Genomic DNA, 14667 nt, shown 5'->3' with positions numbered 1-14667 from the left:
TCGCTCCCGCGAACCCAACCTACGACTGGAATCTGGCGCATCACACCCCCAGCGAGGTGCCCGGCAGGGCCGGGGCGGCGAGGTCGGGCGGGAAGGCGACGGTGAACACGGCGCCGCGCCGGTCGCCCCGGTTGCCGGCCGTGATCCGTCCGCCCATGGTCTCGACGAAGCCGCGGCAGATGGCGAGGCCAAGGCCGGTGCCCGCTTGGGCACTGTCGCCCTGCTGGATGCGGTGGAACTTGTCGAAGATCGCCTCCAGCTTGTCCTCCGGGATGCCGTCGCCTTCGTCGAGCACGCGGATCGCCAGCCCCTTCTCCTCCCGCGCCGAGACGGTGACGGCGGTGCCGGCCGGGGCGTATTTGGCAGCGTTGTCGATCAGGTTGACCAGCACCTGCTCCAAGAGGATCGGGTCGAGCAGGTACAGCGGCAGGCCCGGCGCGATCTCCAGCACCAGCCGGTGCCGGGCGACCAGGGCGGCGCAGCGTTCCGCCGCCGCGCCGACCACATCCGCCACCTCGGTCGCCTCCAGCTTCGGCTGCAGCACGCCGGATTCGAGCCGGGTCATGTCGAGCAGATTGCCGACGAAGCGGTTCAGCCGCTCGGCCTCGTCCTCCACCGTCTCCATCAGCTCGGCCCGGGCCACGGGGTCCAGCGCCGCATCGTGGCGGCGCAGGCTGGAGATGCCGCCGATGATCGAGGCCAGCGGCGTGCGCAGGTCGTGGCTGATCGAGGTCAGCAGGGCGGCGCGCAGCCGCTCGGTCTCCGCCACCACGCGGACCTCGTCGACATCCTTGGCCAGGCGCACCCGCTCGATCGCCACCGCCGCCTGGTCCATCAGCGAATCCAAGAGGCGCTGATCGTCGGGGCTGAGCAGCGGCCCCGGCTGGTCGCGGTCGATGCCGATCACGCCGATCTGGCCGGAGGCGGTGCGCCAGGGCAGGAACAGCCATTTGCCGCCCGGCAGCGTATCCGCCCCGCGCCCCGCCGGCCGGTCATTGGCCCAGCTCCACTGCGCCGCCGCCCGCTCCGGCTCGTCGATCCGGTCCTCGGGCGGATATCCCGCCACCACCTGCAGCGAGCCGTCCTGCGGCATCAGGATGACGACGCGCAGCTTCAGCATCGCCGCGATCTGGTAGGCGGCGGCCCAGAGCAGGTCGTCGGCCGAGGCGATCGCCGCCAGCTTGCGGCTGAACCCGTAGAGCTCGGCCGTCGCCCGGGCGCGCGCGGCGGCCGCCCGGGCCTGCAGCCGCGCCCGGCTCTGCAGGTTCGAGGTGACGACGGCGACGACCAGGAAGAACACCAGCGTGGTGACGTTCGACGGGTCGGCGATGACCAGGCTGTACAGCGGTTCGAGGAAGAAGAAGTTGACCGCGAGCACGCTGAGCAGCGAGGCGAAGATCGACGGCCCCAGCCCGTAGCGCGCGGCGCAGAACAGCACCGGGATCAGGAACACCAGCGCGATGCTGTTGGTGGTGGCGACGAAGGCGACGAGATGGGCGGCGGCGGTCGTGGCCGCGACGCCGATCGCGGCGACCAGATAGGGCCGCAGGTCCGGGCCGGCATCGGCCGGGCGGGTCTGGATCCGCTCCTCGCCGGGCCGGGCCTCGCTCTCCTCGCCCGCCATGACATGGACCGAGATCGAGCCGGCCTTGCGCACCAGCTCGTGCACCACCGAGCCGTGCAGCATCTCGAACCAGCGCGACCGGTCGGACTTGCCGATGACGATCTGGGTGATGTTGTTGCGCCGAGCATAGGTCAGGAGCTCGGCGACGATGTCGTTGGCCGGGAGGGTGACGGTCTCGCCGCCCAGCTTCTCCGCCAGCAGCAGGGCGCGGGCGATGCGGTCGCGCTCGGCCTCGCCCAGCCGGTGGTGGCGCGATCCTTCGATGTAGACGGCGGTCCAGCGCGCCCCCAGCCGGTCTGCCACGCGCCGGGCGTAGCGCACCAGCGCCTCGCTGTTCGGCGCCTCGCTGACGCAGACCATGATGCGGTCGCCGGCGGCCCAGGGGCCGGTGATGGCATGGGCCCGCATATAGCCCAGCATCTGGTCGTCGACCCGCTGGGCGGTGCGGCGCAGCGCCAGCTCGCGCAGCGCCGTCAGGTTGCCGGGCTTGAAGAAATGGTCGACCGCGCGCCGCGCCTGGTCGCGGATATAGACCTTGCCCTCGGCCAGCCGCTTCTGCAGGTCCTCCGGCGTCAGGTCGATCAGCTCGATCTCGTCGGCGCCGTCGATCCAGGAATCCGGCACCGTCTCGCGCACCCGGATGCGGGTGATCTGGGCGACGACGTCGTTCAGGCTCTCGACATGCTGGATGTTCAGCGTGGTCCAGACGTCGATGCCGGCGGCCAGGATCTCCTCGACATCCTGGTAGCGCTTGTCGTGCCGGCTGCCGGGGGCGTTGGTGTGGGCCAGCTCGTCGACCAGCACCAGGGCCGGCCGGCGCGCCAGGATGGCGTCGAGGTCCATCTCCTCCAACGTCCGGCCGCGATGCTCGGCGCGGCGGCGGGGGATGATCTCAAAGCCGCCGACCAGCGCCTGGGTCTCCGCCCGGCCATGGGTCTCGACCACGCCGATGACGACGTCCAGCCCGTCGCGCCGCCGCGCGGCGCCCTGGGACAGCATCTCATAGGTCTTGCCGACGCCGGGCGCCGCCCCGAGGAAGATCTTGAGGCGGCCGCGGGTTTTCGCGACCGCCTCGAGCAGAGCCTCCGGCGAGGGACGATGATCGTCGTCGGACCGATCGGTCAGTGACATGGAGCCAGAATGACTACGGGGCCTTCAGCCCGTCCAGCGCCATGTTGAGCTGCAGGACATTGACCCGCGGCTCGCCGATCAGGCCCAGCAGCCGGCCGGAGGTCGCGTCCTGCACCAGCTTCCGCACCTGGTCCGCCGGCAGGTTGCGGGCGGCGGCGACGCGGGCGACCTGCAGCTCGGCATTGGCCGGGCTGATGTCGGGATCGAGGCCCGAGGCCGAGCTGGTGACCATGTCGGCCGGCGGGTTCCTGATGCCCTGCGCCGCCAGCGCGTCGACGTCGCCCTTGACCCGGTCGGACAGCGCTCGGGCGGTCGGGCCGAGGTTGGAGCCGGCCGAGTTGGCGGCGTTGTAGGGCATGGCGATCGACGTGCTCGGGTCGTTCGGGTCGGCGCCGGAGGTCGCCGAGATCCGGCCGTGGAAGTACGTCTCGCTGGTGAAGTTCTGGCCGATCAGGGACGAGCCGATGACGGTGCCGTCGTCGCGCTTGATCAGGCTGCCATTGGCTTGGCCGGGCAGCAGCCCCTGGGTGATGCCGGTCATGGCGAAGGGATAGGCGATGCCGGTGAGGATCGTCAGCAGGACGACCATCACGATGGCGGGTCGGATCTGGTTCAGCATGTTGGCCTCACGCCAGGCCGAGGGCGGTGACGATCAGGTCGATCGCCTTGATCCCGATGAACGGGACGATGATGCCGCCCAGGCCGTAGATCAGAAGGTTGCGCCGCAGCAGCGCGGCCGCGCTGAGCGCCCGGTAGCGGACGCCGCGCAGCGCCAGCGGGATCAGCGCGATGATGATCAGCGCGTTGAAGATGATCGCCGACAGGATCGCGCTCTGCGGCGAATGCAGGTCCATGACGTTGAGCACGCCGAGCTGCGGGTAGAAGGCCAGGAACATCGCCGGGATGATGGCGAAGTACTTGGCCACGTCGTTGGCGATCGAAAAGGTGGTCAAGGCGCCGCGGGTGATCAGCAGCTGCTTGCCGATGCCCACCACCTCGATCAGCTTGGTCGGGTCGCTGTCCAGGTCGACCATGTTGCCGGCCTCGCGCGCCGCCACCGTGCCGGTCTGCATCGCCACGCCGACGTCAGCTTGTGCGAGCGCCGGCGCGTCGTTGGTGCCGTCGCCGCACATGGCGACCAGCCGGCCCTTGCCCTGCTCCTCTCGGATCAGCGCCAGCTTGGCCTCCGGCGTCGCCTGGGCCAGGAAGTCGTCGACCCCCGCCTCGGCCGCGATCGCCGCGGCGGTCAGCGGGTTGTCGCCGGTGATCATGACGGTGCGGATGCCCATCCGCCGCAGTTCGGCGAAGCGCTCGCGGATGCCGCCCTTGACCACGTCCTTCAGGTGGATGACGCCGAGCGGCCTGCCGTCCTTGGCCACCGCCAGCGGCGTGCCGCCGGCCTTGGCGATGCGCTCGGTGATCTGCTCCAGCGCCGCCGGCATCGCCAGGCGCGGGTTGCCGGCCATCTCGCGGACATGGGCGATGACGGCGTCGACCGCGCCCTTGCGGATGACCGAGCCGTCGAAATCGACGCCGCTCATCCGCGTCTGGGCGGTGAAGGGCACGAACTGGGCGTGCATGCGGCCGACCTCGCGGGCGCGCAGCCCGTACTTCTCCTTGGCCAGCACCACGACCGAGCGGCCTTCCGGCGTCTCGTCGCTGAGCGAGGAGAGCTGGGCGGCGTCCGCCAGCTCGGCGTCGGTGACGCCGGGCAGCGGCACGAACTCGGTGGCCAGGCGGTTGCCGAGGGTGATGGTGCCGGTCTTGTCGAGCAGCAGCGTGTCGACGTCGCCCGCCGCCTCGACCGCGCGGCCGGACATCGCCAGCACGTTGAAGCGCACCAGCCGGTCCATGCCGGCGATGCCGATGGCGGACAGGAGCGCGCCGATCGTGGTCGGGATCAGGGTGACGAACAGCGCCACCAGCACCACCACCGGGATCGACCCGCCGGCATAGGCGGCGAAGCTGGGGATGGTGACCGTGGCGAAGACGAAGATGATCGACAGGCCGGCCAGGAGGATGTTCAGCGCGATCTCGTTCGGCGTCTTCTGCCGCTGCGCGCCCTCGACCAGGGAGATCATGCGGTCGAGGAAGGTCGACCCCTGGGCCGCGGTGATGCGCACCTTGACCCAGTCCGACAGCACGCGGGTGCCGCCGGTGACGGCCGACCGGTCGCCGCCGGATTCGCGGATCACCGGGGCGGATTCGCCGGTGATCGCGCTTTCGTCGACCGAGGCGATGCCCTCGATCACCTCGCCGTCCGACGGGATCAGGTCGCCGGCCTCGACCAGGACCAGGTCGCCCTGGCGCAGCGACAGCGCCGGCACCGGCTCGGTGTCGTGCCCGGCCGCGTCGCGCAGGCGCTTGGCCACGGTGTCGGTCCGGGTGCGGCGCAGGCTCTCGGCCTGCGCCTTGCCGCGGCCCTCGGCCACCGCCTCGGCGAAGTTGGCGAACAGCACGGTGAACCAGAGCCAGAGCACGATCTGGATGGTGAAGCCGATGCCGGCCGCGCCGGTGGCGATGTCGCGCAGCAGCAGCACCGTGGTCAGGGCCGCGACGGTCTCGACCACGAACATCACCGGGCTGCGCCACATCACGCGCGGGTCGAGCTTGCGCACCGCGTCGATCGCGGCCGGGCCCATGATCTTGGCGTCGAACAGCGACGCCGGGGTATTCGAGGATTTCATGACGGACGGATCCGATCAGAACAGGGTGCCGGCGGCGCCGGCGAGGTGTTCGGCCACCGGGCCCAGCGCCAGGGCCGGGAAGAAGGTCAGGCCGCCCATGATCAGCACCACACCGATCAAGAGGCCGACGAACAGCGGTCCGGTGGTCGGGAAGGTGCCGGAGGACGGCGGCAGGCTGCGCTTGGCCGCCAGCGACCCGGCGATCGCCAGCATCGGCACGATCATCAGGAAGCGGCCGATCAGCATCGCGAAGCCGAGGGTCACCGTGTAGAACAGCGAGGTCGCGGTCAGCCCGCCGAAGGCCGAGCCGTTGTTGGCGGTGCCGGAGGTGTAGGCGTAGAGCACCTCCGAGAAGCCGTGCGGCCCCGGGTTGAGGATGCCGGCCAGGCCGGGCTGGATCGAGACCGCCAGCGCGGTGAAGCCGAGCATCGAGGCCGGCAGGATCAGGAGGGCCAGCATGGTCATCTTGACCTCCTTGGCCTCGATCTTCTTGCCGACATACTCCGGCGTGCGGCCGACCATCAGCCCGGCGACGAAGATCGTCTCGACGACGAACAGCAGCATGCCGTAGAGGCCGGCGCCGACGCCGCCGATCACGACCTCGCCCAGCATCATGTTGACCAGCGGCACCATGCCGCCGAGCGACGTGAAGCTGTCATGCATGGCGATGACGGCGCCGCAGGAGGCGGCGGTGGTGACGACCGCGAACAGGGCGGACAGGGCCTCGCCGAAGCGGACCTCCTTGCCCTCCATGTTGCCGAGCGTGGTGTCGACGCCGAGCGAGGCCAGCAGATGCCCGCCGCCCGCCTCCTGCCAATAGGCGACGAAGACGCCGGCCAGGAACAGCACGCCCATGGCGCTGAAGATCGCCCAGCCCTGGCGCTCGTTCCCGACCATGCGGCCGAAAGTGTTGGTCAGCGCGGCGCCGATCGCGAAGATCAGCACCATCTGCACCAGGTTCGACAGCGCGGTCGGGTTCTCGTAGGGATGGGCCGAGTTGGCGTTGAAGAAGCCGCCGCCATTGGTGCCCAGCATCTTGATCGCCAGCTGCGAGGCCACCGGACCCTGGGCGATGGTCTGATGCGCGCCTTCCAGCGTGGTGGCGTCGACGTAGGTGCCCAGGGTCTGCGGCACGCCCTGCCAGACGAAGAAGATCGTGGCGACGACGCAGATCGGCAACAGCACGTAGAGCACCGCCCGGGTCAGGTCGACCCAGAAGTTGCCGATGGTCGGGGACGAGCGCCGGGCGAAGCCGCGCACCAGCGCGATGGCCAGCGCGATGCCGACCGCGGCGGAGGCGAAGTTCTGCACCGTCAGCCCGGCCATCTGCACCAGATAGCCCATGGTGCTTTCGCCGCCATAGGACTGCCAGTTGGTGTTGGTGACGAAGCTGACCGCGGTGTTGAAGGCGATGCCTTCCGGCACCGCCGCCATGCCGGCCGGGTTCAGCGGCAGCACGTCCTGCAGGCGCTGCAGCGCGTACAGCACGACGACGCTGACGAGGCTGAACAGCAGCATGCCGAAGGCATAGCCGGTCCAGTGCTGCTCGCGGTCCTCGCGCACGCCGGCGGCGGCGTAGAACAGCCGCTCGACCGGGCGCAGGATGGGGGACAGGACGGTGCGTTCGCCCGCGAAGACGCGGGCCATGTAGCCGCCCAGCGGGCGCGTGATCAGGATGACGATCGCGCAGAACAGCGCGATCTGGATCCAGCCGTTGAGGGTCATGGCCGTCTCAGAATTTCTCGGGGCGGACGAGGGTGTAGACGAGGTAGCCGAGCAGCAGCACGGACACCAAGCCGCCGAGGACGAGGTCGAAGGTCATCATCCCCTCACAGCCGGTCGCACAGCAGCACATAGCCCAGGCCGACGGCGAAGAACGCCGCGGCCAGGGCGAGCATCAGGACGTCGAGCACGAAGTCTCCTTTCCGCAGGTGGCCTGCGGACTCGTGTGATCGGCGCCGATCACACACCCGGGGCGCATAAAAATTCGATCCGGATTTGGGGCGGGCTATCCTGGCCGCCCGAATCCGGGAGGCGCGCGATGATGACGGGCGGATGCTTGTGCGGGGCGGTGCGCTACGAGGTGGCGGCCGACCCGGTCTATGCCGGACACTGCCACTGCCGGTCCTGCCAGCGCGCCAGCGGCGCCGGTCATTCGACCTATGTCGGCGTCCCGCGCTCGGCCCTGACCGTCCGGGGCGAGACGCGGAGCTACGCCCAGGCCGGCGGCAGCGGGCTGCAGGCCCTGCGCCATTTCTGCCCGGCCTGCGGCAGCCAGCTGTTCGGCACCGGGGAGGTGGATCCCGGCACGGCCACGCTCTATGCCGGCTCGCTGGACGACCCGGCGGCGATCCGGCCGGACATGGCCATCAACGTCCGCAGCCGCCAGCCCTGGGACCACATCGCCGGCGGCCTGCCGGAATTCGACGGCATGCCGCCCGAGGCCGGCGGGGCCTAGCGTCGCGGCGGCGGTCAGGCGAGGGTGAGGTAGATCTCGGCCTCGATCACCCAATCCGCGCCGGTCCTGCGCCATTTGGCGGTGTAGGTGCCGGAGGCGAGGGGCAGGCCGCCGGCGGCGGTGACGCCCTGCCAGCGGCCGTGCTCCAGGGCGATGGGCTCGACAGGCGAGACCAGGATGGTGTCGGGGGACCGGGTGTAGATCGTGCGCAGCGACGCGGCGAATTCGCGCTCCCAGGCCGCGAGCTGGGCCTTGCGGCCGGAGATGACGGCGCTGTCCGTGCCCGTGACGAGAACCGCGCCCTGGGCCAGGAGAGGGCCGATGGCCTCGAGGTCAGCCCCGGCCAGGGCCCGGTTGAAGGCCTCGCGCCGCTGGCGGATGGCGTGATCGGCAGCATGAGTCATCTTGAGGTATCCGGCAGAAGGATCGATTGCCGGGATATCGCCCTCACAACCGACGGGGGTCGACGCCGCACCTTCGACGAGGCTGCCGATGGGTCGAGACGCCCCTGGCCAGCCATGCCGCTTTCGACCCGAAGTGGAGATTCGGCCGGAATCGACCGGGCGGCGACGCCAGCAAAACCATATCATGATAAGATTGATATGCAGGTAGCATTTCTACTGCCCAAGCCAATAACCGTCGACCTTATTCGTTGCTTTATCTATCGTAATGGTTAGGCCACCGCCGATAGTATCGGTGTTAGCAGTGCTATAATATTCTACCACCCATTTACCTCCGCCGGCCCAAACATAGCGGCTCGGATACTCTTCGAGCATCTTTGGGTTTCGCTGAGAAACATACGCATCGGCAATCGCAACTAGATTCTGGCCAGGCGCAGTCGGGCCAGATTGTTGTGCTATGGGCTCTTTGCAACCACCTACAATGAGGGGGCAAACAATAAATGCAAGAAGGCTTTGTGTGATTTTTGCCATATTGTTCCTCTGATTTTATTATGCGACATCTCAATTTAAAGTATTTGCCCGCATTATAACGTGTCGAGACCCTCGGCAAAAGACCGTCCCCCTTACCCACTGGATGGCGAGGCTTCCGCTTTCCGCCCTTCCCGCCAGGAAGCGGGGTTGCCGCCGGTCAACGCCCCGTCGACGGCCGGGCCACCCAGACCAGGCCATGCCAGGCGACGCCGTCATAGGTCGCGGTGAAATCGCGCGATGGATCGCGCTGCAGGCGCAGCCGCGCCATCACCGCCTGCGACCGCAGGTTGTCGGGCGCCGTGAAGGCCAGGATCTCCGGGAAGCCGAGCCGGCCGAACCCGTCCGCCAGCGCCGCCGCGGCGGCCTCTGTCGCATAGCCGCGGCCCCAGGCGTGCCGCGCCAGCCGCCAGCCGATCTCGACACCGGCGCCGAGCGGATGGTCCGGCCCCAGCGGCATGATCCCGGCATAGCCGAGAACCTCGCCCGACAGGCTCTCGACCGCCCAGCGGCAGACGCCGTGCCGGTCGAAGGCGGCGCGGTAGCGGTCGAGCTTGGCATCGCTGCCCGCCCGGTCCAGCGGCCCGCCGAGGTCGCGCATCACCTCCGGGTCGGCGGTCAGGGCGGCGAAGGCGTCGCGGTCGTCCTCGCGCCAGGGCCGGAGCCTGAGCCGCGGCGTAACAAGGATCATCGCCGGTCAACCCTTCAGCCGGTCCAGCGCCATCATCGCCCCGCCGGCCACCAGCCCCCAGAAGGCGGCGCCGATGCCGAACAGGGAGAGGCCGGAGACGGTGGTGACGAAGGTGACGACCGCCGGCAGCCGCTCCTCCTCCCGCGCCAGCGCGGTCGACAGGGCGGGGTGGCGCCGGCCGCCGCCAGGCCCTGCAGCACCACGGTGAAGGCGCTGGCGAAGCCGACGATCGCGGCCAGGAGACCGGCCGCGACCGGCTGCAGCGCCGAACCGCCGCGCGGCGCCATCGTCACGCCGCCTGACGCGCTGTCCAGAGTGGAGGAAGTGTCGGTCCGCATCGCCGGGCCTCTGCAACAGGCCGGGGGCACGGCTGCCGCCCGGCGGCCTCAGACCCTAAGGCCAGTCGGGGCCGGCCGGAACAGATCAATTGTTGGGATACAACCGCAACGGCCTGGGCTCTTGCGGGAGAGCGCGGCGAGGAGGATCGTAGGATCCGGAGTCCATGCCGTCGAAGGGCGACGGCGGCCCACCGGGGAGTGCGGATCATGCGGAATCCGGCAGTGGCGTTGCTTTCGATGATGGCGGCCGGCGTCGTCCTGGCCGCGTGCTCGTCCCCCGATGTCCCGGGCGACAGCTTCAACCTGTCGGTGCACAACCCGACGCCGGCTGCCCAGTCCCGGACCGGCCCCACCGCGGAGCCCGGCGAGGATCCCTACAACCGGACCGTCCCGCTGCCCTGAGGCCGCGATAGAGTCCTTTGAGACCGTGGTGGCGTGAGTCGGCTGGTGGTGGTTTCGAGAACCGGAGCGCAGCGGACATTTGGTCCGTGAGCACCGGAAGCGGAGAAACCGCCGCCAGACGGCCGCGCCAGCGCGGTCGCAAAGGGCTCTACTCCATTCTGCGGCGGAACATCCACGCGGCCGCGCTGAGCGTCACCAGGGCGATCAGCGCCAGCGGCACGGTGTTGCTCAGCATCTCCTCGACCGGCAGGCCCTTCAGGAACACGCCGCGGACGATGACGATGAAGTAGCGCAGCGGGTTGACGATGGTCGCCGGTTGCAGCCATTCCGGCATGTTGTCGATCGGCGTGGCGAAGCCGGACATCAGCGTCGCCGGGACCGTGAACAGGAACGACCCGAGGATCGCCTGCTGCTGCGTCGCCGACAGGGCGGAGATGAACAGCCCGATCCCGATCAGGGCCAACAGGTAGAAAAAGACGCCGGCGTAGAACATGCCCAGCGACCCGCGCAGCGGCAGGCCGAACCAGACCACCGCCGCCAGCAGGTAGAAGCTGCAATGGCCGAAGCCGATCAGCAGCGAAGGGATGGTCTTGCCCAGCAGGATCTCGTGCACCCGGAGCGGCGAGACCAGCAGCTGGTCGAACGTGCCGAGCTCGCGCTCCCGCGCGATCGTCAGCCCGGTGACGGTCAGCCCGATCAGGACGGCGATCACGGCGATCAGGTTCGGCACCATGAACCATTGCGTGTCCAGCGCCGGGTTGAACCAGAAGCGCGGCACCGCCGCGTCCGGCACCGCCGTCACGCCGCTGGGGCTGGCCGCGTCGAGCGCCATGGCGGCGACGATCTGCGAGATGTAGTTGCCGGTCAGCTGCGAGGCGTTGGAGCGGCGACCGTCGAGGATGACCTGCAGGTCGGTCGGCCGCCCGGCGGCGATGTCGCGCGAGAAGCTCGGCCCGATCTGCACCGCCGCGAGCACCTGCTGCCGGTCGATCGCCCGGCGCAGCGCCTCCGGCGTGTCGACGGGCAGGATGCTGCGGAAGGTCGGGGTGCCCTCGACCCGCCGCACCAGCTCCTGGCTCCAGGCGCCGCGGTCGCGGTCGAGCAGCGCGATGTCGACATTCTTCACCTCCATCGTCGCGGCATAGGCGAAGATGAAGAGCTGAATGATCGGCGGCACGATCAGGATCATCCGGCCGCGCGGGTCGCGCAGCACGGTCAGCAGCTCCTTGACGATCAGGGCTTTCAGCCGGCGCCACATCTCAGGCCAGCCTCTTCCGGGTCAGCCGCGCCGCCAGGGCCAGCAGCACCGCGCCCTCCAGCAGCAGCACGGCCATGTTGCGCAGGTACAGCGGCCAGACGTCCCCGGCCAGGAACACGGTCTGCAGCGCCGACACGTAGTAGCGCGCCGGCAGGATGTAGGTGACCCACTGGATCGGCCGCGGCATCGAGCCGATCTCGAACAGGAAGCCCGACAGCAGGAAGGCCGGCAGGAAGCCGGCGACCAGGGCGAGCTGCGACGCCAGGAACTGGTTCCGGGTGGCGGAGGAGATGATCAGCCCCAGCCCCAGCGCCGGGCACAGAAAGGCGGCGGAGACCAGGTAGAGGGCCACGACCGAGCCGCGGAACGGCACCCCGAACAGGAACACGGCGACGAGCGCGCACAGGGTCAGCGAGGCCAGGCCGAGCAGGAAGTAGGGCAGCACCTTGCCGGCCAGCAGCTCCGCCGCCGTGACCGGCGTCGCCATCATCGCCTCCATCGTGCCGCGCTCCCATTCCCGCGCCACCACCAGCGCGGTCAGCAGGGTGCCGATCATGGTCATGACGATGGCGATGGCGCCGGGCACCAGCGTGTTGCGGCTGACCAGCTCCTGGTTGAACCAGACCCGCTGCTCGACGTCGATCGCGGGCAGGCCGTCGGCGCCCTGCCCCGCGGCCCGCTGCGCCCGCCAGCCCGACAGCGTGCCTTGGGCGTAAGCCATGACGAAGTTCGCGGTGTTCGGGTCGGTGCCGTCGACCAGGATCTGGATCTGCGGCGTGCCGCCCGGCCGCGCCGCCTCGGCGGCGAAGCGGTCCGGGATGACGATGATGCCCTTGACCCGGTTGGTCACCAGGTCCTCGGCGAACTCCCGCCGGTCGGTGCCGATGCGGGCGTCGAAATAGCGCGAGGCCTGGAAGCTGGCGGCGAGGTCGCGCGCCGCCGGCCCCGGGCTCTCGACCGCCACGCCGACCCGGGTGTGGTCGGCGTCGAGCGACAGGGCGTAGCCGAACAGGAACAAGAGCAGCACCGGCAGCACCACGGCGATCAGCAGGCTGGACCGGTCGCGCAGGATCTGCCGGCTCTCCTTCCGCAGCAGCGCCCCGAACCGCCGCAGCCGGTCGGCGCGGGAGGCGATCACAGCCTCGTGGGCGGCGGCGGTCATGCCGCGTCTCCGGAAGCACAGGGTGCCGGCACAGCTTCACTGGAGATGCCTGCCCTCCCCCTACCCCCCTCCCGCAAGTGGAGGGGGGACTCATTTTGCTTGGGCGGAGAGCGAAGGCCCATCACGCCGCCTCCTGCCGCGCGTCGGAGGCTTCGACCAGGGCGATGAAGGCGTCCTCCATGGTCGGGTCGGGATGCTCCCGGTCCGCAACCTTCGCCTTCAGCTCGTCCGGCGAGCCGAGCGCGATCGAGCGGCCGCGATAGATCAGCGAGATCCGGTCGCAGTACTCGGCCTCCTCCATGAAATGGGTGGTGACCAGCACGGTCACGCCGCGCTCGACCAGGCCGTTGATGTGGGTCCAGAACTCGCGCCGGCTGATCGGGTCGACGCCGGAGGTCGGCTCGTCCAGGAACAGCACCTCGGGCTCGTGCATCACCGCGCAGGCCAGCGCCAGGCGCTGCTTGAAGCCGAGCGGCAGGGTACCGGCCGAGCGCGGCAGCACCTCGCCGAGCACGAAGATCTCGGCCATCAGCCCGATCTGCCGCCGCGCCCGGAGCCGGTCGAGGCCGTAGACCCCGGCGAAGAAGTCGAGATTCTGGGCGACGCTGAGATCGCCGTAGAGCGAGAATTTCTGGGCCATGTAGCCCAGCCGGTTGCGCGCCTCGGCGCTGTCGCGGCGCAGGTCGAAGCCGGCCACCCGCCCCTCCCCCGCCGTCGGCTTCAACAGGCCGCACAGCATCTTGAAGGTGGTCGACTTGCCGGCGCCGTTGGGGCCGAGCAGGCCGAAGATCTCGCCGCGCGGGATGTCGAAGCCGATGTCGGCCGCGGCGGTGAAGTCGCCGAAGCGCTTGGTCAGGCCGCGGGCCTCGATCACCGGCCCCTCGCGCGGCGGCAGGGTCTTGCGCGCCTCGGCCAGCTTCGATCGGCCGCCCGGGCCGCCGCCGAGGATGTCGACGAAGGCATCCTCGAAGCGCGGCGCCGCCGGCCCGATCTTCGCGGCCGGGCCCGCCTCCTTCGGTGGGGACGGCTGCGCCGCCTCCTTCGTCACCAGCCGGATGGCAGTGCCCTGGATCACGCCGTCGATCACGCCGGGCCGGCCCAGCACGGCCGCCAGCACCTGCCGGCGCCGGCCCGCGATCCCGGTCAGCCGGAACACCCGGCCTTCGACCCGCCCGGTCAGCCCGCCCGGCTCGCCCTCATAGAGCAGCTTGCCCTCGTTCAGCAGCAGCACCCGGTCGCATTTCTCGGCCTCGTCGAGATAGGCGGTCGACCAGACCACGCCGATGCCCTCGCGCGTCAGGTCCTGCACCATGCCCCACAGCTCGCGCCGCGAGATCGGGTCGACGCCGACACCCGGCTCGTCCAGCAGCAGCAGGCGCGGCTTGCGCAGCAGGGCGCAGCCAAGGCCGAGCTTCTGCTTCATGCCGCCGGACAGCTTGCCGGCCAGACGGCCGGTGAAGCGCTTCAGGTCGGTGAAGGTCAGGATCTCGTCGAACACCGCCGGCCGCTCGTGCTTCGGCAGGGCGCGGAGATCGGCGTAGAGGTCGAGGTTCTCCTGCACCGTCAGGTCCTCGTACAGGCCGAAGCGCTGCGGCATGTAGCCGATGCCGGCCTGGATCGGCGCCGGCTCGGCCCGGCTGTCGTGGCCGAGCACGACAAGCCGCCCCTCCTCGGGCCACATCAGGGCGGTCATCAGCCGGATCAGCGTGGTCTTGCCCGCCCCGTCCGGCCCGACCAGCCCGGTGATCCGGCCGCCGCCGATCGCCGCGGTGACGGCATCGAGCGCCGGCCTGCCGGGCCCGAAGCGCTTGGTCACGCGCTCGATCCGGACCAGGTCCGGAGGCTCGGTGGTGGGGGTGGGGTTGTTCGACGGCATGGCCTTAGCCACACAAACCGGTCGAACCCGACTGAGTCCCCCCTCCCCTCGCGGGAGGGGGGTAGGGGGAGGGGGTTTTCGCCGCCAAGACCCGCCTGAACTCTGGTGATC

The 14667-nt window shown here is 70.0% G+C and carries 15 protein-coding genes; 2 read left to right on the top strand and 13 right to left on the bottom strand.

Annotated elements, in window-relative coordinates; all coding sequences use genetic code 11:
• Positions 1-40 precede the first annotated feature (40 nt).
• From ACFW16_RS19640 to ACFW16_RS19615, 6 genes are read right to left on the bottom strand one after another with little or no spacing between them, the layout of a single operon-like run.
• Entirely contained in the window at positions 41-2755 is a 2715-nt protein-coding gene (locus ACFW16_RS19640) for a DUF4118 domain-containing protein (RefSeq protein ID WP_380308064.1), read from the bottom strand.
• Positions 2756-2768: 13 nt separating this feature from the next.
• Complete coding sequence (gene kdpC, locus ACFW16_RS19635; protein ID WP_380308062.1) at positions 2769-3374, bottom strand: potassium-transporting ATPase subunit KdpC; 606 nt, start codon at positions 3372-3374, stop codon at positions 2769-2771.
• A gap of 7 nt (positions 3375-3381) precedes the next feature.
• Positions 3382-5442, bottom strand: a complete 2061-nt coding sequence (gene kdpB, locus ACFW16_RS19630) for a potassium-transporting ATPase subunit KdpB (protein ID WP_380308060.1) — start codon at positions 5440-5442, stop codon at positions 3382-3384.
• Positions 5443-5457: 15 nt separating this feature from the next.
• Positions 5458-7167, bottom strand: coding sequence for a potassium-transporting ATPase subunit KdpA (gene kdpA, locus ACFW16_RS19625; RefSeq protein ID WP_380308058.1), 1710 nt, complete (start codon positions 7165-7167; stop codon positions 5458-5460).
• Between the two features lie 7 nt (positions 7168-7174).
• Positions 7175-7264, bottom strand: a complete 90-nt coding sequence (gene kdpF / locus ACFW16_RS19620; RefSeq protein WP_380308056.1) for a K(+)-transporting ATPase subunit F — start codon at positions 7262-7264, stop codon at positions 7175-7177.
• Positions 7265-7271: 7 nt separating this feature from the next.
• A complete protein-coding gene (locus tag ACFW16_RS19615; protein WP_380308055.1) occupies positions 7272-7412 on the bottom strand; it encodes a hypothetical protein in 141 nt (46 codons plus the stop codon).
• A gap of 71 nt (positions 7413-7483) precedes the next feature.
• On the opposite strand from ACFW16_RS19615, the gene ACFW16_RS19610 reads away from it, so the two are divergent.
• A complete protein-coding gene (locus ACFW16_RS19610) occupies positions 7484-7900 on the top strand; it encodes a GFA family protein (protein ID WP_380308053.1) in 417 nt (138 codons plus the stop codon).
• A 14-nt stretch (positions 7901-7914) separates the two neighbouring features.
• On the opposite strand, the gene ACFW16_RS19605 is transcribed toward ACFW16_RS19610, so the two are convergent.
• From ACFW16_RS19605 to ACFW16_RS19590, 4 genes are all read right to left on the bottom strand, one after another.
• Entirely contained in the window at positions 7915-8304 is a 390-nt protein-coding gene (locus tag ACFW16_RS19605) for a nuclear transport factor 2 family protein (protein WP_380308052.1), read from the bottom strand.
• Between the two features lie 213 nt (positions 8305-8517).
• Positions 8518-8832 carry a hypothetical protein gene (locus tag ACFW16_RS19600; protein WP_380308050.1) on the bottom strand — a complete coding sequence of 105 codons (315 nt, stop codon included), beginning with the start codon at positions 8830-8832 and terminating at the stop codon, positions 8518-8520.
• A gap of 157 nt (positions 8833-8989) precedes the next feature.
• Positions 8990-9520, bottom strand: a complete 531-nt coding sequence (locus ACFW16_RS19595) for a GNAT family N-acetyltransferase (protein WP_380308049.1) — start codon at positions 9518-9520, stop codon at positions 8990-8992.
• A gap of 6 nt (positions 9521-9526) precedes the next feature.
• Positions 9527-9874 (bottom strand): benzoate/H(+) symporter BenE family transporter, encoded by a 348-nt coding sequence (locus ACFW16_RS19590; RefSeq protein ID WP_380308047.1) that lies wholly within the window; start codon positions 9872-9874, stop codon positions 9527-9529.
• Between the two features lie 191 nt (positions 9875-10065).
• Between ACFW16_RS19590 and ACFW16_RS19585 the strand changes: the two genes are divergently transcribed.
• Positions 10066-10260 (top strand): hypothetical protein, encoded by a 195-nt coding sequence (locus tag ACFW16_RS19585; RefSeq protein WP_380308045.1) that lies wholly within the window; start codon positions 10066-10068, stop codon positions 10258-10260.
• Between the two features lie 148 nt (positions 10261-10408).
• Here ACFW16_RS19585 and ACFW16_RS19580 read toward each other — a convergent pair whose 3' ends face one another.
• The 3 genes from ACFW16_RS19580 to ACFW16_RS19570 all read right to left on the bottom strand — a co-directional run bounded on the left by ACFW16_RS19580 (position 10409) and on the right by ACFW16_RS19570 (position 14556).
• Positions 10409-11518, bottom strand: coding sequence for an ABC transporter permease (locus ACFW16_RS19580; protein ID WP_380308043.1), 1110 nt, complete (start codon positions 11516-11518; stop codon positions 10409-10411).
• Between the two features lies 1 nt (position 11519).
• Positions 11520-12680 carry an ABC transporter permease gene (locus ACFW16_RS19575; protein WP_380308041.1) on the bottom strand — a complete coding sequence of 387 codons (1161 nt, stop codon included), beginning with the start codon at positions 12678-12680 and terminating at the stop codon, positions 11520-11522.
• A gap of 121 nt (positions 12681-12801) precedes the next feature.
• Complete coding sequence (locus tag ACFW16_RS19570) at positions 12802-14556, bottom strand: ATP-binding cassette domain-containing protein (RefSeq protein ID WP_380308039.1); 1755 nt, start codon at positions 14554-14556, stop codon at positions 12802-12804.
• Between the last annotated feature and the right edge of the window lie 111 nt (positions 14557-14667).

The organism is Inquilinus sp. NPDC058860 (assembly GCF_042743185.1).
GTDB lineage: Bacteria > Pseudomonadota > Alphaproteobacteria > DSM-16000 > Inquilinaceae > Inquilinus.
Note: the sequence above shows the minus strand (reverse complement) of the source record. Positions and strands in the feature narration are given on the sequence as shown.